Annotated in this window: 21 protein-coding genes; 6 read left to right on the top strand and 15 right to left on the bottom strand. The window is 58.9% G+C overall.

Annotated features, from left to right (window positions below; translation table 11 throughout):
• Nucleotides 1-17: 17 nt before the first annotated feature.
• Nucleotides 18-584, top strand: a complete 567-nt coding sequence (locus ABDZ89_RS13710) for a maltose acetyltransferase domain-containing protein (protein WP_343780053.1) — start codon at nt 18-20, stop codon at nt 582-584.
• 3 nt (nt 585-587) lie between these two features.
• On the opposite strand, the gene prs is transcribed toward ABDZ89_RS13710, so the two are convergent.
• Nucleotides 588-1448, bottom strand: a complete 861-nt coding sequence (gene prs / locus ABDZ89_RS13705) for a ribose-phosphate diphosphokinase (RefSeq protein WP_343780051.1) — start codon at nt 1446-1448, stop codon at nt 588-590.
• Between the two features lie 130 nt (nt 1449-1578).
• Between prs and ABDZ89_RS13700 the strand changes: the two genes are divergently transcribed.
• Complete coding sequence (locus tag ABDZ89_RS13700) at nt 1579-2235, top strand: HVO_0476 family zinc finger protein (protein ID WP_343780049.1); 657 nt, start codon at nt 1579-1581, stop codon at nt 2233-2235.
• A 1063-nt stretch (nt 2236-3298) separates the two neighbouring features.
• Nucleotides 3299-4204: a DNA-methyltransferase gene (locus ABDZ89_RS13695; RefSeq protein ID WP_343780047.1), complete on the top strand. Its 906-nt coding sequence runs from the start codon at nt 3299-3301 to the stop codon at nt 4202-4204.
• On the opposite strand, the gene ABDZ89_RS13690 is transcribed toward ABDZ89_RS13695, so the two are convergent.
• From ABDZ89_RS13690 to ABDZ89_RS13675, 4 genes are all read right to left on the bottom strand, one after another.
• Nucleotides 4201-5418: a hypothetical protein gene (locus ABDZ89_RS13690; protein WP_343780045.1), complete on the bottom strand. Its 1218-nt coding sequence runs from the start codon at nt 5416-5418 to the stop codon at nt 4201-4203. The two genes, ABDZ89_RS13695 and ABDZ89_RS13690, sit on opposite strands and share 4 nt — an antisense overlap.
• Nucleotides 5419-5478: 60 nt before the next feature.
• Nucleotides 5479-5847, bottom strand: coding sequence for a helix-turn-helix domain-containing protein (locus ABDZ89_RS13685; RefSeq protein WP_343780519.1), 369 nt, complete (start codon nt 5845-5847; stop codon nt 5479-5481).
• A gap of 584 nt (nt 5848-6431) precedes the next feature.
• Nucleotides 6432-6881: a hypothetical protein gene (locus ABDZ89_RS13680; protein WP_343780043.1), complete on the bottom strand. Its 450-nt coding sequence runs from the start codon at nt 6879-6881 to the stop codon at nt 6432-6434.
• 43 nt (nt 6882-6924) lie between these two features.
• Nucleotides 6925-7467 carry a hypothetical protein gene (locus ABDZ89_RS13675; RefSeq protein WP_343780041.1) on the bottom strand — a complete coding sequence of 181 codons (543 nt, stop codon included), beginning with the start codon at nt 7465-7467 and terminating at the stop codon, nt 6925-6927.
• Nucleotides 7468-7597: 130 nt separating this feature from the next.
• On the opposite strand from ABDZ89_RS13675, the gene ABDZ89_RS13670 reads away from it, so the two are divergent.
• Entirely contained in the window at nt 7598-7864 is a 267-nt protein-coding gene (locus ABDZ89_RS13670; protein WP_343780039.1) for a MarR family transcriptional regulator, read from the top strand.
• Nucleotides 7865-8040: 176 nt separating this feature from the next.
• Here the strand turns inward: ABDZ89_RS13670 and ABDZ89_RS13665 are convergent, their stop codons facing one another.
• Both ABDZ89_RS13665 and ABDZ89_RS13660 read right to left on the bottom strand, forming a co-directional pair.
• On the bottom strand, nt 8041-8550 hold the full coding sequence (locus tag ABDZ89_RS13665) for a hypothetical protein (protein WP_343780037.1): 510 nt from the start codon (nt 8548-8550) through the stop codon (nt 8041-8043).
• A gap of 329 nt (nt 8551-8879) precedes the next feature.
• Nucleotides 8880-10466 carry a winged helix-turn-helix domain-containing protein gene (locus tag ABDZ89_RS13660; protein ID WP_343780035.1) on the bottom strand — a complete coding sequence of 529 codons (1587 nt, stop codon included), beginning with the start codon at nt 10464-10466 and terminating at the stop codon, nt 8880-8882.
• Nucleotides 10467-11068: 602 nt separating this feature from the next.
• On the opposite strand from ABDZ89_RS13660, the gene ABDZ89_RS13655 reads away from it, so the two are divergent.
• Nucleotides 11069-11443, top strand: coding sequence for a zinc ribbon domain-containing protein (locus ABDZ89_RS13655; RefSeq protein ID WP_343780033.1), 375 nt, complete (start codon nt 11069-11071; stop codon nt 11441-11443).
• A 344-nt stretch (nt 11444-11787) separates the two neighbouring features.
• Here ABDZ89_RS13655 and ABDZ89_RS13650 read toward each other — a convergent pair whose 3' ends face one another.
• Together ABDZ89_RS13650 and ABDZ89_RS13645 are read right to left on the bottom strand one after the other, a co-directional pair.
• The gene (locus ABDZ89_RS13650) at nt 11788-12720 is read right to left on the bottom strand and encodes a tyrosine-type recombinase/integrase (protein WP_343780031.1); all 933 of its coding nucleotides are present in this window, start codon (nt 12718-12720) and stop codon (nt 11788-11790) included.
• Nucleotides 12717-13250, bottom strand: a complete 534-nt coding sequence (locus ABDZ89_RS13645; RefSeq protein WP_343780028.1) for a hypothetical protein — start codon at nt 13248-13250, stop codon at nt 12717-12719. The genes ABDZ89_RS13650 and ABDZ89_RS13645 overlap by 4 nt, the downstream gene beginning before the upstream one ends.
• A 143-nt stretch (nt 13251-13393) precedes the next feature.
• On the opposite strand from ABDZ89_RS13645, the gene ABDZ89_RS13640 reads away from it, so the two are divergent.
• The gene (locus tag ABDZ89_RS13640; protein ID WP_343780026.1) at nt 13394-14587 is read left to right on the top strand and encodes a hypothetical protein; all 1194 of its coding nucleotides are present in this window, start codon (nt 13394-13396) and stop codon (nt 14585-14587) included.
• Nucleotides 14588-14836: 249 nt separating this feature from the next.
• Here ABDZ89_RS13640 and ABDZ89_RS13635 read toward each other — a convergent pair whose 3' ends face one another.
• The 6 genes from ABDZ89_RS13635 to ABDZ89_RS13610 form a co-directional block, all read right to left on the bottom strand.
• Nucleotides 14837-17305 (bottom strand): glycosyl hydrolase, encoded by a 2469-nt coding sequence (locus tag ABDZ89_RS13635; protein WP_343780023.1) that lies wholly within the window; start codon nt 17303-17305, stop codon nt 14837-14839.
• A gap of 333 nt (nt 17306-17638) precedes the next feature.
• On the bottom strand, nt 17639-18649 hold the full coding sequence (locus ABDZ89_RS13630) for a metal ABC transporter permease (protein WP_343780021.1): 1011 nt from the start codon (nt 18647-18649) through the stop codon (nt 17639-17641).
• Nucleotides 18646-19452: a metal ABC transporter ATP-binding protein gene (locus tag ABDZ89_RS13625; protein WP_343780019.1), complete on the bottom strand. Its 807-nt coding sequence runs from the start codon at nt 19450-19452 to the stop codon at nt 18646-18648. The genes ABDZ89_RS13630 and ABDZ89_RS13625 overlap by 4 nt, the downstream gene beginning before the upstream one ends.
• Entirely contained in the window at nt 19434-20498 is a 1065-nt protein-coding gene (locus tag ABDZ89_RS13620) for a metal ABC transporter substrate-binding protein (RefSeq protein WP_343780017.1), read from the bottom strand. Before ABDZ89_RS13620 ends, ABDZ89_RS13625 begins: the two co-directional genes overlap by 19 nt.
• A 301-nt stretch (nt 20499-20799) precedes the next feature.
• On the bottom strand, nt 20800-21402 hold the full coding sequence (locus ABDZ89_RS13615) for a hypothetical protein (protein ID WP_343780015.1): 603 nt from the start codon (nt 21400-21402) through the stop codon (nt 20800-20802).
• Nucleotides 21402-22058 carry a DsbA family protein gene (locus ABDZ89_RS13610; RefSeq protein ID WP_343780013.1) on the bottom strand — a complete coding sequence of 219 codons (657 nt, stop codon included), beginning with the start codon at nt 22056-22058 and terminating at the stop codon, nt 21402-21404. The genes ABDZ89_RS13615 and ABDZ89_RS13610 overlap by 1 nt, the downstream gene beginning before the upstream one ends.
• Nucleotides 22059-22215 lie beyond the last annotated feature (157 nt).

The following is a 22215-nucleotide window of genomic DNA, read 5'->3' as shown; positions in this document are numbered from 1 at the left end:
GCCGTGTCGGGCAGCGTATGGGACGCGAGAAGGAGCGGATGCTCGCCGGCGAGGCGTACGACCCGTCGGTCCCCGAACTGGTCGCCGACCGGCGGCGCGCGCAGGACCGCTGTCGCCGGTACAACGCGACCGCGCAGACGCAGACCGACCGCCGCGAGCGACTGCTCCGCGAGCTGTTCGGCGAGGTCCGCGGCGACGCGACCGTCGTCCCGCCGTTCCGGTGTGATTACGGCTACAACGTCGGCGTCGGCGACGGCTTCTTCGCGAACTACGGCTGCGTCTTCTTAGACGTGGCGCCGATCGGCTTCGGCGAGAACTGTCTGCTCGGGCCGGGCGTCCACGTGTACGCCGCGACGCATCCGCTCGACCCCGAGGAGCGCGCGGCCGGGCTGGAGTTCGGCGACCCCGTCACGGTCGGCGACGACGTCTGGATCGGCGGCCGGGCGGTGATCACGCCCGGCGTCGAGATCGGCGACGGCGCGGTCGTCGCCGCGGGCGCGGTGGTGGTCGACGACGTGCCGGCGCGGGCGGTCGTCGGGGGGAACCCCGCCGAGGTGATCCGAGAAATCGACGACGACGAGTGACCCTTACGGGGAGTCGAGCGCGTCGGCCACCGCGGGCGCGGCGCTGACGACGCTACAGCCGCGCTCGACGGTGTCGGTGGCGACTATCCGGTCGACGCCGGCGGCGCTGAGCTTCGTCACGGCGTTGGCGACCAGTACCGGGTGGACGCAGGCCGTCAGCACCCGCGCGGCGCCGCGGTCGGTGAGGACGGCGACCGACTCGCTCATCGTCGACCCCGTCGCGATGATGTCGTCGACGACGACCACGTCCCGGTCGGTAACGGTCGCGTCGGAGGGCGACACCGTGACGGCGCCCGTCTCGCGGTCGCGGTGCTTCTCGAAGTAATCGGTCTCGCCGTCGCCGTAGGCGTCGCGGACGGTGGCGGCCACGTCGGTCGCCCCCTCGTCCGGCGCGAGGAAGAGGGGGTCGTCGAGGTCGGCCGTCAGCGGCTCCGCGAGGGCGCCCGCGGCGTCGGCCGTCTCGACGGGGACGTCGAAGAAGTCGGCGACGGCCGCCTCGTGGGGGTTGACGAGGAGCACGCGGTCGGTGCTCGTCGATACCGCCGTCGCCATCGCGCGGGCGGAGACCGGCTCGCCGTCGCCGAAGGAGGCGTCCTGGCGCGCGTAGCCCATGTACGGGATCACGGTGGTCACGTCGGTCGCGCCGGCCTCGCGGACGGCGTCCTGTAGCTGGAGCAGTTCGACCCACGCCTCGTCGGAGTCGGTCGCGGCGACGATCACGGCCTCGTCCGCGTCGAAGTCGGGCACCGCGGCGAGCCCCTCCCCGTCCGGGAACCGGTCGTAGGTCGGCGTCGCGAGCGACCGGCCCGTCTCCTCGGCGAGCGCGGCCGCGAGCTGCTGCGAGCTGGACCCGGGTACGATCATGGGCGTCCGTTCCGCGGACTCCGGTAAACCAGTTTCCTTACCGCGCGGTCCGACCGCGCGCCACGCGAGCGCGACCCACACCGGCCCCACAGGGGCGGATATTTACGGGCGCGGCGGGTACGAGCGCCCAATGAGCGATACCGAAGCCGGCGCGCGCGTCGGGCTCCCCTGCCCGTCGTGTTCGCCCTCCGAGCCGACCGTCCACGAGGTCCTCAGCCCCGGCGGGCAGGCCACCGTGCGCTGTACCGAGTGCGACCACACGCACAAAAGCGAGATTCCCGAGGAAGAGACCGTCTCCGTGACCATCGTCGTCTCACAGGACGGCGACTCCTTCACGACGCGGATGGACGTTCCCGCGGACGGCGACGTCGGCACCGGCGAGGAGTTCGTCGTCGACACCGACGACGCCCTGATGCAGGTGCGGATCACGGACATCGAACTCGGTCCCGAAGAGCGCGTCGAGGAGGCCGACATCACCGACGTGGAGACGCTCTGGACGCGCGCGGTCGACAACGTCGCGGTCCCCGTCACGCTCCACCCGAAGGACGGCGACGCGGACCAGACGCGCTCGCTGCGCGTGAACGTCCCCGGCGACTACGAGTTCACCGTCGACGAGACGGTGGAGTTCGGCGAGGAGCAGTTCACCGTGGAGGGGCTCCAGATCCGCGAGGACGCGCCGGAGTACCGCCACGAGAAGCTCGATCACCCCGGCGACCTCGCCTACGCGAAGGACCTCAAGCGGGTGTACGCCCGCGACGAGACGCTCACCGCTTGGTCGGCCTGGTAGTCACCGCTTGGTCGGCCTGGTAGTCACCGCTTGGTCGGCCTGGTAGTCACCGCTTGGTCGGCTAGTAGCCAACGCGGCCGCTCTCCCCGGTCGATCTACCGGAAACCCCGTTCTATCGCCGGTTCACCGGACGCGTCCGACTGCCCGGCGATCCTCATACCAACATAAACAATTATTAAGAATACGCCCGTTACGTGAGACGTGCCGCCCGTAGTACACGACTGACGCACGCTCGACGTCGGGGACGACGACCGGCCCCGGCGGTCCGGGCACGCGCGAGGCGACGCGGAGCGAGCGAGGCATCGATCGGTCGACTCCGTCCGCGACCCCGGACGGGGACGACGCGAAAGAGGGTCCAGACGACTTGCCGACCGCCGCCGAGGCGGTCGCGCGATCGGCCGCGATGTTCGACCCGTCGGGCACGAGTCGGATCCCGAACGGGACCGACCGCTGGAACGCGTACGCCGGCTCGTCGCACTGACGGCGCGGCCGGATCACTTTATTCGCCGGAGCGGCTACCGACGAGCGGCCGATGACGAACCACCGCTCCGAGCCGGACTCGGCACCCGGCGACGACGAGCCCTATGAGTGCCGAGGCCAGCTTTCTATCCACACATTTGCGAGAAGAAGTGTACGAACGTCATAGAATCGCGTCTGCTACCCTCTGAGAGAGGACAGTTGGCATCGAGAGGAGAATAGAGTACACTCTGAGAGGTTACATAGATTCTTTCACATCTCATGAGGTGTCGGTTCCACTAGTTGAGATATGGGTCTCACCGAGAGAAACGATTATCTCTATTCTCTCATGCTCTAATTTCCGGAATAGAGGGTACTCACGCACCAAACGTCCGATAAGGTCGTGAGTGTTCAGATGATTGTGGCATATTTGGAGAATGTCTAGTCCGATGAAATCACTCACCCAGACTTACTGCTTTCCACTGCGGGATCAATAACAGGGTGTTAGACAACACGTGATAACCTCACTGCCAACTACGATGCGGCATAATGAAATGGATGCCACTGAATCGTCTACACAACAGCCCTACCACGCAACTCACTAACTATGTCCTTAGAAACAGACGAAATCGAAATTGACGGACAAACCGTTTACAATCAGTCTGCTGAACAATTTCCTAAGACCCTTCCGTCAGATATTGACTTGGTACTGACGAGCCCTCCGTACTGGGATCTTAAGGACTACAATAACGAGAACCAAATTGGACAAGAATCATATGAAGAGTATCTCGATCGGATGGAAACTATTTGGGAGAATTGTTATGAGAACACCTCTGAAGATGCTCTTCTAATCATCATTGTTAATTCAAGGCGACGAAACAAGAAGTTCTACGATATTCCCGCGGATATATCGAGAAATGCTGGCAATTGGAATTTGATTGAGAAGATGACGTGGTTCAAACCAAACGCTATGCCAATCTCTCACTGGTATAAGGATTCTCTCTACGATGATAAGAAAGAAGAAATTCTCATATTCGCTAAAAACCACAATTACGAGTATACGTTCAATAAAATTCGAGTCGAGCAGAAGTACAAGGATGTCGACCCTCGCGATAATAAGGACAAAAAAGGGCGTGGTATCCCGAACATTATCCGATGTCCTTCCTACAAGCCCCCGAAAATCAGTGAAGGCAACTATCATATCGCCGCTTTCCCTGACCGATTGGCATACGCGCTGACATATACCTACTCAAATCCGGGGGACAAAATTCTCGACCCGTTCCTTGGTTCTGGTACAACGCTGAAAATTGCGCGTCACACAGACAGGAATGGTTTCGGAATCGAACTCAATCCGGATTATATTGACCTCATTGAGGAAAGAATCAAAGAAGATTTCAAGTTTCCTGCCTGGGAGGAGTTCGACCTCCTACACGACCCCGATAAGATTGACCCGGTCGATACACGAGAAGAGCGACGCGAAGGACAGGACAGCTCTCTGTCTGATTTCAACTAAACGTATATCTTCGCCTTTCCGGCTTCGACTTCGTCAAACGAGTCGGTATTGACTCCTGTTTTTACTCCGCGGGCTTCCGCCCAATCGGTTAATTCATCTATCTCATCACTGTCATAGAACTTCCTATCGAACTCGATCCCATGTATATCGATGATATCCTTGTCATGGAGGTGGACAAGAAATTTGTAGGCGGTATTCATTTGAACGAACTCATCAACGTGATTGAGCACTGCCCGAAGCGTTCCCTTGTTATCGCCGAAGCCACAACCATCAACTAGGGCCCACAGTTCCATATCTGCGTCGTGATTCTCGTTATACTCTTCAATCCGTGATTGGTACTCTTCTGTTCGTCCAGTTTTCCCGACACCGTACTCTCCCGGGTCAGACGAATGAACGAGGCCCAAAACCCCCAGAACGTGTTTGTTTTCGTCCTCATCTCGGATTAAGAGGTCGTAACTATCTGTCTCGCTTGCTTTTTTATCTGATATACTGTAATCGTCTTCAGAAAGACGAACATCCGAGGACATTGGGTTTGCGGCCTTGTCTCCGGGGAGAACTTCCACCTCACCAAAGTTATCCAACAGTGATGCGATAACTCCTTCTGCCCCATGTCCGCGCCGTTTTGCTTCCTCCATCTGAAGGTCGTGAGGCATTATCACATTCTCGATTACGGTCTCGACTTGCGGGTCATCTAATTCTCTGAAGATCTCTAATACGTCTAATACGCCTCTTTCAACGAAATAATCGGCGAACACTTCTGATGACCGTTGTCTTACTTCGGGGTCGCTACTACCTAGTTTGTTCTTTAGTACACTAGTCTGATGAGCAATGAAGTCATCCTTTGGGCAACCACACAGTCCCGTATCCTTGTTCGGATGGGGTGTCGCTCTGAAATCGTAACTGAGATCAAGATAAAGACGCTTGTCTTTTATTCCCACGAGTTTACGTAGGTGATCAACAGTCGATGGTTCCTCGATGAGACGCCGTTCCACCCACTCGCGCATTTTATCTGTCTCGTCCTTATTATCCGAGTCCTCGGCATAGTCAGTTAATTTTTCCTTTGACTCTGACCCCATCGTGGAATTTAAATCAGCAAGAAGTTCGTTGAGTTTCGCAATACCGGACGTACTCACTTCTCCGGCAAGTGGTAGTTTATCTTGCGGTGACACATGGCGCCAATATTCCTCTTCATTTGACTGGTAAATGAGTCCCATACCCAAAGGAGGTAATTACAATCTGAAAAGGTTTCCTAAGGGCCTGTAAGGCATCTCGCCTCAACTATACTTATTACGGAATTCTTCGATCTTTTTGTCCACATTTCTATACATGGAATTCAATTTCTTCTGCATTTGAGACGCTTTCTCGTTTGGATTGATGATAAAATAGACATGGTGGTATCCTCCCGACTCATGATTCACTTGTTCTTTTTGAACAAATTCACAGTGAACAAGACGCTGTAAAGAACGAAAAGTGTGACCGCGGTCTCGGTCGATTCGTTCTGCGATTTCGTCAACAGTCATAGGAGTCTTCTCTTCTACAAGTATTTCAAAAATATCTACGTCTAATTCTTTGAGGTCGTAGAGACACAAGAGTAAATCATCACAGTTAGCGGACTCGTTCAGCATCTCATTGATGGAAGACATCACAGGCGCTCTGATAGATAGTTAGATGCCGAGATAAAAATGGTATGCGGTTACCTGATTATTCGACCCCATCATTCTCTCATTCTCGTCAACAGTGCCTTTACTTTGGCTTCGTTGATGCCAATGTACTCGATACGTTGCTCCGTCAAAGGCGTCACGACGAAATAACGAATTGTGAAACACCAGTACTTCGGATTGGGTGTGTCCTCTGCGTGTGAAATCCTGATATCTCTCGTGACGCCTGTGACATATCTCGAAACGAGCAGTCGCATGGCTGAGGCGAAATTACCCTCCTCGGGCCATCCGAACCTCGATGTATCAGAGCAGACGTTTGCCGCGTTACAGGATGAAGTGACGGATTTACTTGTCGTCAGCTAAGGGACAGACCGAGAGACTTCGACGAGACGTGGTCCTTTGGCGAGGGGCTGAGTGATACATCGGATTACACCTCGACTCGCAGAGCCCCCCGTCTCTTGACGAGACGAAAAACTAGTCACAGAATAGGTGTCGCTCTGAAAACGCAAAACTCCGGAATGCTCTAATCCAAAATTCCGGAATAGTAGGGTGAGACGTTCGGCGTATTCTCAATCCTGCTCTAAGTCGTGAGCGGGGAGGTTGATCAGTACATCAGGACCACAGTCGAAAGGACTCGGCAGTTCGTCAACGAAGGCCCGCACGAATCCCCTGCTTCCCGGCTCGACAATAACCTCACAATCTGCGTGAACCGTCTCACCGTCCTCGTTCTCATATGTGGTGGGGACGAGCACAGGAACCCCCTCATCCAGATATTCCTGTGAGACACGTCTGAGTGCCTCGCTCTCCGTGTTTAGGTTCCCGTCTGTATCTATCGTCCCGACGACCTCATCCTGTTCGTGATTGATTATCTTGACCTCTACGACCTCGTGCGCTTTGTTGCTCGCGTGCTCTTCTGCCGCCTCGGCGATCGCCCGCCCAAAGTCCTCTTCCATCCATTGCGCGATCTCGGCAGCGTCAGCATCAGGGGGCGGGCGTTCTGGTTGGTTTGAGTCGTCCATGATAGTGTATCGTTCCTGAACGGATTTAGTTGCGGGTGGCAGTTCACTCATCGCCTCCGAGCGCCCACAGTGCCATATCGAGCGTTCGGAGACTAACATCGTACTCGTTCGCTATCGCCCAACACGATCCAAGATACACTAAGTAATCGTCGACAGAGGGGTCATCAGGCATCTCGTCGGGCAAGTATCCGCTCTCGTGTAGGACACTCCATGCCTTCCAGTCGAGCACGGTGAAGCGATCGGGGTTCATAAACAAGAGAAATGCAGAACCCATCCGTTCAGCGACACCGGAGATCTCGATCAGATATGAGAGTTTTTCACCTGGTGAAGAGGCAGCGACCGATTTCTCAATTTGGGAGGTGACAAACGTCTCGTCGTTTGAATTGAAATCATCGAGAACCTTTCCGACAAATGGTGAGCCGGTCATCTTCCAGCGCACAATCCACTCTAGATCTTCCCACGTCCACGTATCTTCCTCGAACGCCTTCGGTAGCGTTTCGAGTCGCTCCATCTCTTCGGCATACTGATCCTCTTCTTTCTCGTAGGCGGCTTCCTGCTGTTTGAGTACACGCCGGCCTAATTCCATTGGGTCGACGATACATCTCTATCAACTTAGCATTAACCACAAAATTCTGTGTTTGTAGAACTGCTTTTTACTGTCTCTAGGCACGTTTTAACGCCTTCTGAAACAGCTAAAACCTGTATCTCGTCGTTAGATGCGACCACGGGTTGACTGGATGACACAGGCTGATGAACGGGTGCTCGAGTTTCTACATGACAAGGAGATCGTCGCTTCTCCAAGCGTCATTGCAGCGAATATCGACTACACACAGGAATACCTCTCTCGTCGTTGCCGAAAGCTGACTGACGCAGGACTGTTACAACGCGTCGACGCCTCGAACTACCGCGTTACTGACCTCGGGGAACGATTCCTCGCGGGCGAGGTCGATGCCGAAGAACTCGAATCCGACGAATCGGATTGATACACGATTGTCTCTCGTCGTGAACCGTAGAGACTCGCACGAGAAGCGGGAGCAGCAGGATACCATGAGGGATACATTAGATCAAGTGAAAGCCGTAGAGACGGTGATGTTCTACTCAAAGCGCGAAATCATACGATTTAGAATCGACGACGACGACAGTTTTGAGATTGATGTCGTCAGTGTTGCCAATCTCTTTGCTGTTCTTGCCACGTTCGTTCGCGCTCTCTTTTGAGTAGGATTTCTTCTCCGCCATCACCCGGTCGTGGCCGATCCTCGGCATGCTCTCTCGCCCATTTCCCCAGCTCACTTTCCGGTTCCGTGCGGCCCCCTGTACTACCGGCGGAACGCTTCGGCACATTGGGTTCTTCGTTCTCGTGTTGTTCTTCATACTCTTCCTGTTTGTCTAGCATATCTGAAACCCATCTCTCCCTCTCCGGCTTGAACGGCGAATCAAACCCCGTCGCACCCGCTTTCTCTTTCAGATGTGCTCTGTTTTCCCAGTACGTGAGTTTTGGGTCGACGTAATCCATCCACCCGTCGATATTACCTTGGTCAGCAACCCGCTCCAGGTGCCTAAGGAGGCAGTCGATAATCATGGGGCGGAATGTCCCTATGGCATTACCCTCTTCTCTACTAGAGTCGATCGATGTCTGCCGCTCAAACCGCTCGTACAGTTCCAGACTCATTGCGTATCGGAACACGTGACCAGCACGGAAATAATTAACTCATATATTTGATACTTTTGTAGTACATTTTCTCTTAGTTGATTATAAACGGCTTATTAGCGTATTTTAACGTAGTCGATATATTATAAATTCTGTTATGATTAGTCGCCACCAGCGATTCGGTCGAAGCTGAAAGAGATCTCGAAAAACACTCGCTCGTGTTATTGAAACCCCGTGTCTAACGTCGCAACGGGGCCTATTGATGGGCTACGAACGACGTACGGGGGTACCTCGAAGATATTTACAGCTTCACGAAGCGGACATCGAAAAAGAAGCGACGCCGTGAGACGCTAGAAGTCGGGGAACGCTATCCCATCGGGCCAGCGGAACTCCGCGTTCACCACGACCGCCTTCGTAGTCCCTCCCCGTCCGGTCTCCTCAACGACATCCCCGATACCGAGAGCCACCATCTCGTCGATACGGTTGCGGGCAGTCGGCCGACTCACGTCCAGTATCATCTCTACGTCGCCGGCGGTAAGAGGGTCGTCCCTGTTCGGGTCAAGGAGCGCCCGGACAATGCCCCGACGTTTCGCCGGCATCGTACTCAGGGCGACCCTGCCACACGCCTCGACGTCTTCGAGTTCGAGGTGGGTGCGACCGTGGATTAGCGCGTGACCACGGGCGAGGTCGTGGAGCAACTTTCCGATTCGTTTCGGGGCCTCGATTTGTACTGCACCGTCATGAACCGAACCACGGGCGTGGGCAACAACTCTTGCGAGGCGCTGGATGGGTACTCTAACGTTTTTTCTTATTGAGTCGTCAGTCCACGTAACACTCTCAGTGCCGCCGTGGTAGTTCCATAGGTCTTGTAGGAACTCCTGAACGGCGTCACGTCCACGCTCGATGGGCTGGTGTTCACCCCCCTCAACAACCGAGCACAACCAGTCGCCGTCGTAGTCCTCGTCAGGCCACTGGACGAGCAGAAGACGCTGCCCGACGTTACCCATCATCTTCCACGCCCGCGGGCTCAGGGGCGTTGTCGCACCGATGAAATTGAACCGTATGTCATCGTACCCGACTTTGCCACCGGTTGCGGTCTGACGGTAGTAACCGTCACCGTCCATTATCCGCGCCAACTTTCGCCATGTGCTCTCGACAGTCCGCTCGCTGCCGGCGAACAAAGTTTGCGCATCTCCTACCGCGAGCGTGCGGCCTTCAAGCAGCGGAAGCAGGTCATTGTTCGTCGAGTCGTTGTCGGAATTTGAACCCCCCGCGCTCACGAAGGAGGCGGGAGTGACATCTGAACGACGACAGAACTGTTCGTTGAGATCTCCGAACGTCTTGAGCAGCATCGTCTTGCCGACGCCCGACTGGCCCTCGACCATCATCGCTCGGGACGATTCGATGTCGTCGAGTAGGAGCGTTGCGTGGGTCGCCAGGAGCGGCTTCATTACCGACCAGCCCTCCTTGCCGAACTCCTCGCAGATGACCTGCTTCAACTCGTAGTCTGCGAGGGCCGGAGGTGCCGGCTGCTCATCGGTTGCTGTGACCGGACTCACCCTCTCCGAGTTTACTGACTCACCCCTCGCTCGTCTGCACCGGCGAGCGAACTCCTCGTCAGTATAACCTCGGAGTGACCGCTGGCGGGCCTGCTTGAGTTGCTTAACCGAACCTGTTGACTGTATCGACTCATACTGCCTGGCGAGTCTAGCAACTTTTGCTCGTTGTAGTGACCGTTTTCGAGCCTGCTCAAGTTCTTCGATAGAGCCCGTCTTCAGTGCCGACTCGGACATCTCCGCGAGTTTCTCGTCGGAGTACTCTGAGAAATTCGATGAGAGATTATCGGGCTGCTCTCGATGATCAGCCTCGGACGGAGACCCCGAGTTGGAGTCTGTTCGTTGTGCGTTTCGTTCGTCTTCTGATTGCGTTTTAGACATATGTTATGTCCTCGGTGAAGCCTTCCGGCGAACTGACCACAGTCCAACTGAATTTCGTGGCTCCACCCCCGAGGGTCAGAGACTACCTATTATCAATTACACGAGCTAAAATAGGCCCATATTTAGGAAGAAGAGTTAACATGGTAGCTTTTAGCATGACTCTCTTCGGATACATCAACACCGAACAAACTGAGTTTTTTACTAGCTTTAGCTAGCTTTTTAGCTGTATGCTGTACTAGTAGAGTAAGATCAGCTGAATCAACTAGAAGAGTTCAGCAATGTTTAGATCAAATTCTCTTACTCGATATCTCTCAAACACCTATCTTCACACTCATTATTAAATAGCTCAAATCTGTTCTAACGAAAACAACTAACTCCTAAACAACGGATCATCTCCACTAATAGATCATAAAGCCCGATATGCTCGATCGTCAGACGGACTATTCTGCTAAGGTCACCAATAACAGAGAGACGACAAAAACGCGATTTTGCTAAGACCGCTTCGACAGAACAAAGGAGAATGTCTATCTCTGTATTTTCACAATTTCCGGAATAGAAACGCTATCAAAAAAGTCATTAGCATCTTTTCCGAGCGCCACGGCATGCCTAACTACTGCCAACGGTGTGGTTCAGAGCTTGCTGACGACGCTTCGTACTGTCCCGAGTGTGGAACCGCAACCGACTACGAGACGATCGACAAGGAAACTTCGACAGACAACGACTCGTGGGAGTGGTCAAGTCCCAGAGGACCGTTCCAGTCACCACGACGGGCGCTCGGCACACTGAACATGATCGGGTTCGTCTCGATGCTCGTCGCCATCGGTCTCAACGCGGTTGGTCTGCCGATCACCGTGCTCCCTCACCCACTACCCATCGCCATGTTCGTCTTCTGGTTCGGGATACTTGTCGTTGGTCTACCGTTATGGGGACTCCTACATATCGTTGACAACGTTCTTGGGTTCCACAAGACCGAATAATCCCGATCGCAGAGACGACAGCAGACTCGTCGCTCTCGCATTACAGGAGATATCTGTCACATCGTAGGCACCGGTATCACGAACAGGGACAGCGTGCGGTCTCTTTGACGAGACGCGAAAGCAGACGTGCCGGCGACAGTGGAGTCACGATCTAAATCTCGTTGAGCAGGACTTCACACAGAATTTTGTAGGAGATTCGTCACTACACCGTTCCCCTGAGATCGAAGACGCTTGGTTGTCTCCGTGGTTCAATGTACTTCCGATAGAACACAGGCACCTTGCCCATCGACTGTCTTCACGACCCTGTCTCTGTCGTCTCCGCAAAATGCTCTACGAGAAGAGGTCTACAAGTCGAGTGACTTGATACACTCGAGATATTCTTGTCGAGCGTCGTTCCGATCGACCCGGGTGTAAACGTCCATTGTTCGGTTATTGGCGTCACCGCGGATGTGCTGGAGGATGTGGTCCTTCATCCCCTGATTCCGCATCAGCGTCGTGAACACCGTCCGAAACGTGTGAGGCGTGAACTTGCGGTGAAAGCGCGTCTCGCCCTCGTCCATCACGCCTGCTTTGACCGCAGCGTCTCGGACAGCCCGCTGGACCTGCGTCGTGTTCACTCGATTGCCACGGACACTCAGAAACAGATAGTTTGAGTCGTCGTCTGGTCGGATGAGTTGATACCGCTTGATGGCGTGCTCGACCTCGTTATCAACAGGAACGACGGTCTGACTGCCACCTTTCCGCTCACGGAGGCGAATGAATCCCTCGTCGAGCATCAGGTCGTCGTGTTCGATTTCGAGCGCCTCCCGAATCCGGCATCCAGTTTTTGCGAGAATGACGGCGATCGCCTTGTTTCGTGGTTCAGCGATATTATGGATGATTTTCTTTGCGCTCTCCCACGTCGCACAGTCGGGACGCTCGCGGTACTTCTGTGGGATCTCTTCGAGGACGACTGCTGCGGGGTTACCGGTGATATTCTCGAACCGAGGGCGCTTCATCGCCCACCCGAAGAACGAGGACAGCGATTCGAGGTATCTCCGCTTCGTGTTTTGCGAGAGATCGCGGGCAGCGAGTGCGCCGACGTAGTCCTCGATATGGCGCACCTCGACATCTTGAGGGGCGAGATCGGGAAATTCCTCGTGGAAGAACGACTTCAGCGTTCGAGAGTAGGCGTTGAGCGTCCGACGACTGCGACCCATTGCCTCCTTACGCTCGATGAAGTCGTTGACCGCGTCGTGCTCGTTCTCGTAAATCTTCTCGCGAGTCTCGCCCGTCATGCCTCGACCACCTCCTCGTCAGCATTGTTGTGGGCGAGTCGCCAACCGTACCCCTGCTTGTATTCGACCTTGTTCTCTTCCGCGAGGTCGAACAGCTGATCCTCAACCGCGTCTTTCACGATGCCTGTCAGAACACCGCTATCTGTGACTTGGTGGAGTACCTTATTCAGGGGTTGGTAGTTCTCAGTGAGGAACGTCGTCACGAACTCCTCGTGAGCGATTTCGATCTCGCCGGGTTCCGAGTTCTGCGCGTTTTCGAGCTCGTCCTGTAACTGCTCGACTTGTAGTTGTAGTTCTTCCACCTTCGATTCGTTCTGACTGTACGCGAGGAACCCCTCTTGACGCGCAGCACGAGCTTCTTGTATCAGTTCATAGAGGTACTTCGATCGACTCCCGTAGCCTTGCTCTTCGGCCTCCGTCATCCACTCTTCAGCGTGCTTACGATTCGGATACAGCGCGACGTAGGTCGTCTCTTCGGATAGTCCGACTTCACTCTCCCATTCCGTCTGCTGTGGCTCGTCGTTGCTCATTCGTGTCTCACAATAGACAATTACGACCGGATGAACCTAGGCGTATGGATAGTAACGATGGATGTGACGACTGAATCGCGACCATTACCAGAAGTGAAACTGTGAGGATTGGGTTTTTATATAAATTCAGAGTCAGGATTGATATGGAAGGACGATACAGGAACATATTCGTCTCGTTTCGAGGACCGAGTGAACGAGATGACGCCGCAGACCCCGGAAAACAACTTGAAGATAACACGACCAAAGCACAACTCCATCTGATTGATTTCGGTGATGAGGAACTAGTCGAAGCAGTCCTCAGCGCTATAACAAAAGATCTAGCCATTGGTTCTGATTTACTGGATGTAGCGACTTCTGAGAACGTCTCTACTAGTACACAGGTCCAAATTCGTGATATCGACACCACAGGACGAACTGTTTTACTGGTGGGTGTGTCCGGAACAGGTCACAACCCATTAGAAGACGAAGAATATCATCCAACCGATGAAAACCCGGGAGAGAGTGAAAAAAGAGTAGATGGGGTCATCCACGTTGGCGATGAGTATGTAATTGTTCAGGAGAGTAAATTCCAGGTTCAAGAGCTTACAGTAGATGAGATGGGGGACTACAAATCACTGCTTCAAGTGGAAGAGGAGCATTACGGGACTGTTTCTTGGGAGAATATCCACAGTAACATTGACGAGATGCTTGAATTCCAGAACACCGATGAGGAAGGCCCATCGGACCGATCTGATTTTCTCGCTTCTCAGTTCAAGCAGTATCTCGAAATGCATGGTCTGAAGCTGAGCGAATCAGAATCACAATACAGCAGCGGTGAGAAATTTATATCATTGCGCTTCCAGCCCGAAATGAATGTAGTAACATCGGAATCTGAGTCAGCAAGTCCAGAATACGCTGCTCATTTCCATAGCTTGCCGGAAAATGATGGGATTAGTGATTTCTATATTTCGCAGGGCGAGCTAGAAGCACTTCTTGAGGATTTGGAGAGTCGTCATCCAAAAATTCGGAAGGCGCTACAGAGCGGAGTCTTTGAGCCACTAAATGAGCTTGCGAACGAGCACGATATGACTGAAGGGGACACGAAGACTATTGCTGAAATCGGAGATCAAGAGACGGGAAGAAAGCGGTTACAGGTCGCACAGCCAAATGGGGCTGATTACCGAGTGCTAGGATTCCGACGCGCATCACCTGGAAGCAGTCGCTACAGTTCAGGTGCGTATTACATGCTTGCTGACGGTGAATTTCTAGCACATTTCAGTTCTGTAGATGATGGTGAAGCAACTACAATCGGAGATGCCCTGTTCGGAGCCGATCCGGACATAATGGGTCTTCAGTAGTCAAGGCTCCTACTCGTACGAGTCTACGTTTCTTTGTTGGGCACACTACTCAAAGAGTAGTATAATAGAGTGAACGGATTATGGATTGAACAGCGTCTATAACTGCTCTAAACAGATTCACTATGGATAGATTGTGAGTCGTGAGTGCCGAGGCCACCGATTTTCGCTCGTAACGACCGCTTGAAGCGGCGTCGCCGTCGCGGACCGCCGGCGCGGTCGCCTCGGAGCGGTCCGCTGACGGAGTGAGGGCTACTTCCCGTGCTGTCCCGACCCGGACTCTCCACGGTCGCGGCTCCCCCGGCCAGCCGCTCCCCGACCGCGGTTCCCGCCGTTTCCGTCCGGTTCCTCGTCGGCGCCCGCACCCTCGACGCGCGGGAACGACCCGGAGAGTTCGGGCAGCGACTCGAACGCGCGGGTCGTCGTCGCCGTCGCCCGCGGTTCGACGGCGAGTTCCGTGCCGTCGGAAAAGGACACCGTCGACGCCTCGTCGTCGGCGTTGTAGGCGACGTACGTCCGCGTGGTGCCGTCCCTGAAGACCGAGTAGAACGCCGTGTCGGCCGTCACCGTCGCGTCGGGCACGCCGACGGCGTCGAGGGTGTGTACCCAGTGGGCAGTGTGGGCGCGCGACTCCGCGAAGTCGCCGGGGGCGTAGTCGCTCTCGTACCAGGACCGCGCCGCGGCCGGAGCCGAGAGCGCCCGGAACTCCCAGAGGATGTCCGTGTACCACCCGAGGTCGAACGTCTCGCCGCCCCCGTCGTTCTCGAGGAGCGTCGCCCAGTTCGCTGCCGCGGCGTCGCGGTTCCAGCCGAGGTACAGCGAGTGCCCGCCGACCGGCAGGTAGTTGATCGCGTGGATCGATTCCGGGTCCTGGTTGAACCACGTGGCGTACTTGTACCCGCGGCCCCAGACCATCCCGGCGTAGTCGTACGGCCACTCGTCGGGCAGGTTCTCGTCGGCGACGTCGAACCAGTACTCCAGGGCGGCGTGGACCTCGTGGGTGTAGAGGTAGATCCCCGCGTCGCGGATCGCCTCGTCGCCGGTCAGTTCGCCCCACAGCACCATCGCGGCGTAGGCGTTGATCGCCTCCGACGACGACTCCTGGTTACACCCGGCCGGGAGTTCGCCGCTGCCGGACGCCCACGAGTGCCCGGCGTACGGGCTGAAGTTCCGAAGGAACGGGAAGCGAGGGTCGTCGCGGTCGGGACTCGCGTAGTCGCGGACGAGGAGGTCGACGACGCCGCCGTACGCGTCCTCGCGCGCCCACTCCGGGTCGCTCCGCGCCATCTCCGCCGCCGCCTTCACCCAGTAGCCGTAGTGGAAGTGGTGGTCGTTCAGGTCCGCGTCGGCGCCGAAGCCCATCGGGGCGCCGTTCAGCGTTCCCCAGGCGTCGTCGTACCAGAAGAGGAACTCCTCGGCCACGTCGCCGTCGGCGTCCGCGGTGAACCACGTCTCCAACTCCTCGCGGATCGCATCTTGGAACCGCCCCGCGGCGGCCTCGTCGTCGACCTGCTCGGCGAGCGGCGCCAACTGGAGGAGCCGCTCGAAGTTCTTGCCCGTCCAGTAGGTGCCGTCGCCGAGGTCGTCCCGGATCAGCGGGTCGGCCGCCGCGGCGCTGTCGACGTGCTCCGAGAGGTCGGGCACGTCCGTCGCGTCCGGGAGGAACGGGAGGACACCGCGGTACGGGAGTTCGGTCGCGAACGACGACCCGGCGTGGACGGGCATCTCGCCGCGCGGAGAGACGTACGACCAGTCGCGCAGGTCGGCTCCCGTTCGCTTCGCCTGATGCGGATACAGCGCCGTCAGCGTCTCGTCGGCCCCGCCGCGTTTCGCGTCGAGGTCGAACTCGTAGTCGGTGACGACCGCCGAACGCTCCGCGTCGTACTCCCACGTGACCGTCGTGTCGGTGACGAAGGCGTACGCGCGCCGGCGGAAGGCGTTCAGGACGTCCGGCGTCGCCTCCGGCAGGAGAGCGACGGAGGCGTACCCCGCGCCGTCGAGGGCCGACGAGACGGCGTCGCTCTCGACGCCGTCCCACGAGGCGCCCGGCGGGGCGAACAGCCCGTAGTGGCTGTCTCCGACCGTCACGCCCAGCACGTGATTGCGCTCGTGCCAGACGGAGACCTCGCCGTCGAACGATACGTCGACGCCGCCCGCCGTCGTCTCGAAGTAGACGAACGGCGAGCCCTGCGCGAGCGTCGCCTCGAGGCTCGCCTCGCCGTCCGTCCGCCGGTAGGTGACCGACCAGTCGCCGTAGTCGGCGACCTCGGCCGGGGCGTCGCCGTCGACGTCCGGGTGGGAGACGGTCAGGTCCGGATCGATCGGCTCGGTGCTGGCGTCCGGCGACGCCGTCAGCTCCGCGAAGTCGTTCGTCCGGCCGCCCCACGTGAACGGCGCGTCGCCGACCCGCCACTCGTCCGGGTAGGTGACGGCGAGGCCCGTCTCGGTGACGCGCGCGGCCAAGGGGTGGACCCAGAGGTTCTCCGAGAGCGGGCGCCACAGCAGCGTCGTCCACCAGTCGTTCGAGGGGTACGGCGCCGAGAGGTCGTCCGTGGCGTAGATCGTTCGGGGCGGTGCGCCCGCCGCCGTCGGCTGGACCCGCGCGATGCTGCCCGCCCCGACCCGCTCGATGTCGGTGGCGGCCGCGCCGGCGGTGACGGTTCCGCCGCCCGCGAGGACGCCGCTCGCGATCAGTCCCTTGAGCCAACTCCGCCTGGTCATGTCCGAACTCGGTACGTCGATCGAAGGGCGATTGTCGTCCGTCATTGTCTGTGGGGAGGCGACGGCCGGCGCCGCCGCGCGGGTTCGTCGCCACCTTCTTTCATTAAAAATGTTGTTAGAAATAATTAACATCTGTCTTGTAGGGGGTTATAAGACATATATCCTACATATTCGAAATTGGCTAGCAAGTGGCCGTTCACGGCCGAAATCGACCGAACAGAGGTCGCCGAACACGCAGTCCGACGAGGATCAGGCGACGGGAACGAGGGCGTGAGGGCGTCGAGGCCGTACCGACGGGAAACTGTTGGGCCGCACCCGTCGTCGGAGCCGCCCTCAGTTCGAATCGGGGTCGCTGTCGCTCGTGTCGATCGCACCGAGTTCGGGAGACGCCGTCTCGCCGGCGTTCGTCCGCACCTTCCCGATCAGAACGGCGGCGACGTAGATGCCGACCGCGAACAGGACGATGACGCCGCCGGCCGTCGCCTCGCCGTAGTAGGCCGCCCCGATGCCGAGGAGGACTGCGAGTTCCGCGATGACGATCGAGACGAGGATGGACTGGGTGAAACTCTTCGACACCTGGGTCGCTCCCGCGACGGGGACGACCAGCATGGCCGCCACGAGGATGACGCCCATGATCTGCATCGCCCCGACGACGACCAACGCGGTGAGCATGACCGTGACCCGGTTGTACCAGGTGACCGAGAGTCCGGAGACCCGGGCGGCAGTCTCATCGAAGGTGACGTAGAGCAGCTGGTTTCGAGTGAGTCCGATGACCGCGACGATGATCGCGAACAGCACGAGCAGGATGGCGGCGTTTTCCTCCGACACCGTCGACAGGTTTCCGAAGAGGTACTGATTGACGCTGACCGAGAGCCCGCCGGCGTTGAGACTGATGAGCACCGTCCCGAGTGCGAAGCCCGTCGAGAGGACGATCGCCATCGAGACGTCGTTGTACGCGTCGGTCGCCTCGGAGATGACCTCGATGAGCAGCGCCGCGAGCATCGCGACGACGACCGCGGTCAGGTACGGCGAGACGCTGAACTCGAGGACGGCGTTGAGGAACAAGCCGACTGCGACGCCGGCGAACGCCGTGTGCGCGAGTGCGTCACCGATGAGGGCGAGCTGCCGGTGAACGAGGAACGTTCCGATGAGCGGAGCCATCACGCCGATGCACATACCGACGAGGATGGCACGGTGCATGAACTGGAACGCCAGCAGTTCCAGTCCGGTGATCTCTGCCAAGAGGAACATGAGATCCGACCAGCGTTCGAGGAACACGTACAGCGGGGCCAAGAGGAGATCAATCGGACCCGTCTGGAGTAGCGGCGCCATCGAGAGGATCATTGGCTCTCACGCAAGACGCCCGTGGCGGCTCCGAAGGCTCTGCTAAGAGCGTCGCTCTCGGCGAACTCCGCCGTCGGGCCGTCGAAGTAGACCGCTTTGTTGAGACAGACGACGCGTTCCGCGTGGTCGATTACGGCACCGAGGTCGTGCTCGATGAGGACGATCGTGATGCCGGCGTCGTTGAGCGTTTCGAGCAGGTCATAGAAGGCGTCGACCGACTCGGCGTCGACGCCGACCGTCGGCTCGTCGAGGACGAGCAGATCGGCCTCGCCGGCGAGGGCGCGGGCGATGAACGCTCGCTGGCGCTGGCCGCCCGAGAGCTTGGTCACTCGGCGGTCGGCGAAGGCCGACATTCCGACGGTGTCGAGCGAGCGGTCGACGATATCCCAGTCCGCGCCGGAGAGGAAACCGAAGCCGACGTGGGGGAATCGGCCCATTTTGACGACCTCGCGGACGGTGATGGGCATCTCCTTGGAGGCGCTGGCGTGCTGGGCGACGTAGCCGATTCGCGAGCCGTCGTCGAAGGCGTGCGACGGCTCGCCGAACAGTCGTGCCTCACCGGTGTCGGGGCGGAGGAGGCCCAACATGAGCTTCATCAACGTCGACTTCCCCGACCCGTTCGGGCCGACGACGGCGACGTACTCGCCGGCGTCGACGGAAAGCGAGACGTCCTCGACGACGTTCGCAGCGGTGTACCCGAAGGCGACGTCGGACAGGTCGATGAGGGTGTCTCCGGCGCTCACGTCGGCCGCGTTCGCGGCGTCGTTTCCCCAGATGGAACGCGTCATTCGAAGTTCCTCCACTCTTCGTGCCAGCCCTCCGGGCCGGCCTCCTCCGGGTCCTTGTTGCCGAGGACGACTTCGAAGGTGGGCATGTTGATGTTGTAGGCGATCTCCTCGTACCCCCAGTCGTTCTGGACCCACTTCTCACGAACGCCGGCGTAGGGGGTGACGGGAAAGTACGCCTGGACCTGCGTTTCGGCGAGGAGCTGTTTCGCGGGCTTGCGGGACTCGAAGACCCCGCTGGCGATGTAGTTGATGTCGTTCTCCTCGATGACCCGCTTCGCCTCCGTGATGTCGGAGGGTTTCACGTCGCCGCTGGCGGCGAGGTTGACGACCAGCGGGCGCATCTCGACCCCGTAGCGGACGCCGATGTACTGAAACGCGTTGTGGGCGGCCAACTGAACGACCTTCCGATCGGCGCGGTCGAAGATGTCCGCGTAGTCCTCGTCGATGCGTTGGAGCACCTCGGCGTTGTACGCCTCGGCGTTATCGCGAAAGGTCGCTTCGTAGTCCGGGGCGAGTTCGACGAGGCCCTCGGTGATGTTGTCGACGGACTGCTTCGCTCGCAGCGGATCCAGCCAGAAGTGGGGATCCATCCCGCGCCCCTCGCCGACGCCTTCCTCCTCTCTGTCCAGCGTCGCCGCCAGAGACTCCAGTTCGACGCCCTCGCGAGCGTTGATGAGGTCGGTGTCGATGTCGTCGTCTTCGAGGGTCTGGATCGCGCGGTCGGCCCACGGCTGGAAGTCCTGCCCGACGTGGATGAACGCGTCCGCCTGGATGATCTCTTTGGTGACGCTCGCGTTCGGTTCCCAGCCGTGACCGTGCAGACCCGTCGGGACCAGGTTCTTGACCGTCACCGGCGTGTCCGCGGCGACCTCCCGAGCGAAGTCGAAGAAACTGAAGAAAGACGCGACGACGACGGGACCGTCGCCGTTACCGGACCCGTTCGAACCCGCACCCGGATCGGCGCTCCCCGTACAGCCGGCCACTCCTGCGGTCAGAACGCCCGATCCCGCGAGAAGTGCCCGTCTGCGTGTCATCTCGGTCTGATCCCGTACTTCTTCCATCTTAGTGAAGATTAGAGACGTCGGCGCATATGATTGTTTTGGTCTAACTAGATTTTTAGACTAGTCTAATTCCACTCTGTTTCGAGGAGCCGTCGGGCGGGACGGCCTCACGAAGGGCCGAGAGGCCGGTTCACGAAGGCCCGGAAGCCGGCTCTCGGAGGCAAACGAGCGAGACTCCGACGCGAGAGACCGACCAGATACGGGTCGCGGCCAGCGGCGTATCGCGGGTTCGGACGGGAGAAGTCGAGTCCTCACCGAAGCGAGCCCGCGTCTCGCGAACTGCCGCGGGTACCGAAGTCGGCTACACGTCGACCGGGCAACCGTTGATCTCTCCGCCGCGCATCCCGTCGGCGAGCCAGTAAATCGAGAGCGTCAACACGACGAGCGCGCCCAGCGCGAACTCCAAGCCGTCCAGCGGGAGGAAGAGGAGCGAGGTCGAGATGCCGAGGAGCGAGAGCAGTCCGAGCAACACCGCCGAGCCGCAGGCCGCACAGCCCGCCCCCAGCGTGCCGAGGATCAGGCCCGCGGCACCGGCACCGCCCTGCTGGAGGTCCAGGCCGTGCTCGCGGAAGTGGTACGTCGCCATCGCGACGTCGAGGCCGGTCAAAAGCGCCACGACGACGAGCAAGACCCCCTGTGCGGGGCCGAAGGAGGTGCCCACGAAGGGGTAGAGTTCGGCGAGGATCGTCAGCCGACTCGCCGGCGGGAGCGAGCCGCCGACGACCACGTCCAGCACGAACTGAACGTTCAGGGACACCACGAACGCCGTCAGCGAGAGGACGGCCGCGAGGACCGAGACGGCGGCGTAGACCGGCAGCGTCAGGACCAGCCGCGCGGTCCGACCCATCAGCCGCAGGTCGTCACGCCCCGTCGGTAGCCGGACGCCGCGGCCGAGGACCTCCATCAGCCGTCGACCCCCAGCGTCTCCGCGATGAGGTCGTAGCTCACGCTCCCGTTGGCCGAGGTGACGTACTGTCCGTCGCGGAACAGCAGGACCGTGGGCGTGGTCCTGCCGAGGTCGGCGGCCTCCGCCGCGTCGAGGTTGCCCTGAACCGCCTCGTCGTGCGCCTCGTTCTCGGCGTCGGCGACGACCGCGGCGCCGTCGAGGTCGGTCCGGGAGTCGAGGAACGTCTCGGTCCGGTCGAGGACGTTGTCCGCGTCGAACTGGTCTTGGTTCGAGAAGTAGTGGTCGAGCAGCGACCAGAAGGCGGCGTCGCTCCGAGCGTGCGTCGACGCGAGCGCCTGCGTCGCCGGCTCGCCCCACGGGTAGACGACCGGGTATGTCCGGAGGACGTACGCCCCTTCGCCGGGGTCGACGACGTTCGACCGGATCGCGGGCACGACGTCCTCGTGGAAGGCGCGACACCGCGGACAAGAGGGATCCTCGAAGGTGAGGACAGCGTGTCCGTCCAGCGGGCCCTGTCGCGGGAGCCCGTCCAATCCCGCGGCGGCCGGGTGCTCTCGGAGCGACCGGCCGGCCTCGCCACCGCTGCCGCCACACCCCGCGAGCGAACCGGCCGCGCCGGTGCCGGCGAGCGCCAGGAACCGTCTTCGTTGCATAGTCACAAACACGGTACAGGGACCTATAGCGCTTGTTCAAACTTCGATCGGAGAGTGTCCCCCGTCTCCTCGTCCGAAGGGGCGAGCGAACCAACTGTTTTCAGGTCGCCCCGCGAGTCCGCGCCCACGGACCACCGCTGTCCGGACTGCGGCGTCA

Origin of the sequence: Halorubrum ejinorense (assembly GCF_039522565.1) — an archaeon.
Taxonomy (GTDB): Archaea; Halobacteriota; Halobacteria; order Halobacteriales; family Haloferacaceae; genus Halorubrum; species Halorubrum ejinorense.
This window is presented reverse-complemented; position numbering and strand designations above follow the sequence as displayed.

What these genes read in the sequence shown, in the direction of transcription:
- ABDZ89_RS13710 (WP_343780053.1), top strand. Translation starts at nt 18, where the DNA reads ATGGGACGCGAGAAGGAGCGGATGCTCGCCGGCGAGGCGTACGACCCG.
- prs (WP_343780051.1), bottom strand. Translation starts at nt 1,448, where the DNA reads ATGATCGTACCCGGGTCCAGCTCGCAGCAGCTCGCGGCCGCGCTCGCC.
- ABDZ89_RS13700 (WP_343780049.1), top strand. Translation starts at nt 1,579, where the DNA reads ATGAGCGATACCGAAGCCGGCGCGCGCGTCGGGCTCCCCTGCCCGTCG.
- ABDZ89_RS13695 (WP_343780047.1), top strand. Translation starts at nt 3,299, where the DNA reads ATGTCCTTAGAAACAGACGAAATCGAAATTGACGGACAAACCGTTTAC.
- ABDZ89_RS13690 (WP_343780045.1), bottom strand. Translation starts at nt 5,418, where the DNA reads ATGGGACTCATTTACCAGTCAAATGAAGAGGAATATTGGCGCCATGTG.
- ABDZ89_RS13685 (WP_343780519.1), bottom strand. Translation starts at nt 5,847, where the DNA reads ATGTCTTCCATCAATGAGATGCTGAACGAGTCCGCTAACTGTGATGAT.
- ABDZ89_RS13680 (WP_343780043.1), bottom strand. Translation starts at nt 6,881, where the DNA reads ATGGACGACTCAAACCAACCAGAACGCCCGCCCCCTGATGCTGACGCT.
- ABDZ89_RS13675 (WP_343780041.1), bottom strand. Translation starts at nt 7,467, where the DNA reads ATGGAATTAGGCCGGCGTGTACTCAAACAGCAGGAAGCCGCCTACGAG.
- ABDZ89_RS13670 (WP_343780039.1), top strand. Translation starts at nt 7,598, where the DNA reads ATGCGACCACGGGTTGACTGGATGACACAGGCTGATGAACGGGTGCTC.
- ABDZ89_RS13665 (WP_343780037.1), bottom strand. Translation starts at nt 8,550, where the DNA reads ATGAGTCTGGAACTGTACGAGCGGTTTGAGCGGCAGACATCGATCGAC.
- ABDZ89_RS13660 (WP_343780035.1), bottom strand. Translation starts at nt 10,466, where the DNA reads ATGTCTAAAACGCAATCAGAAGACGAACGAAACGCACAACGAACAGAC.
- ABDZ89_RS13655 (WP_343780033.1), top strand. Translation starts at nt 11,069, where the DNA reads ATGCCTAACTACTGCCAACGGTGTGGTTCAGAGCTTGCTGACGACGCT.
- ABDZ89_RS13650 (WP_343780031.1), bottom strand. Translation starts at nt 12,720, where the DNA reads ATGACGGGCGAGACTCGCGAGAAGATTTACGAGAACGAGCACGACGCG.
- ABDZ89_RS13645 (WP_343780028.1), bottom strand. Translation starts at nt 13,250, where the DNA reads ATGAGCAACGACGAGCCACAGCAGACGGAATGGGAGAGTGAAGTCGGA.
- ABDZ89_RS13640 (WP_343780026.1), top strand. Translation starts at nt 13,394, where the DNA reads ATGGAAGGACGATACAGGAACATATTCGTCTCGTTTCGAGGACCGAGT.
- ABDZ89_RS13635 (WP_343780023.1), bottom strand. Translation starts at nt 17,305, where the DNA reads ATGACCAGGCGGAGTTGGCTCAAGGGACTGATCGCGAGCGGCGTCCTC.
- ABDZ89_RS13630 (WP_343780021.1), bottom strand. Translation starts at nt 18,649, where the DNA reads ATGATCCTCTCGATGGCGCCGCTACTCCAGACGGGTCCGATTGATCTC.
- ABDZ89_RS13620 (WP_343780017.1), bottom strand. Translation starts at nt 20,498, where the DNA reads ATGGAAGAAGTACGGGATCAGACCGAGATGACACGCAGACGGGCACTT.
- ABDZ89_RS13615 (WP_343780015.1), bottom strand. Translation starts at nt 21,402, where the DNA reads ATGGAGGTCCTCGGCCGCGGCGTCCGGCTACCGACGGGGCGTGACGAC.
- ABDZ89_RS13610 (WP_343780013.1), bottom strand. Translation starts at nt 22,058, where the DNA reads ATGCAACGAAGACGGTTCCTGGCGCTCGCCGGCACCGGCGCGGCCGGT.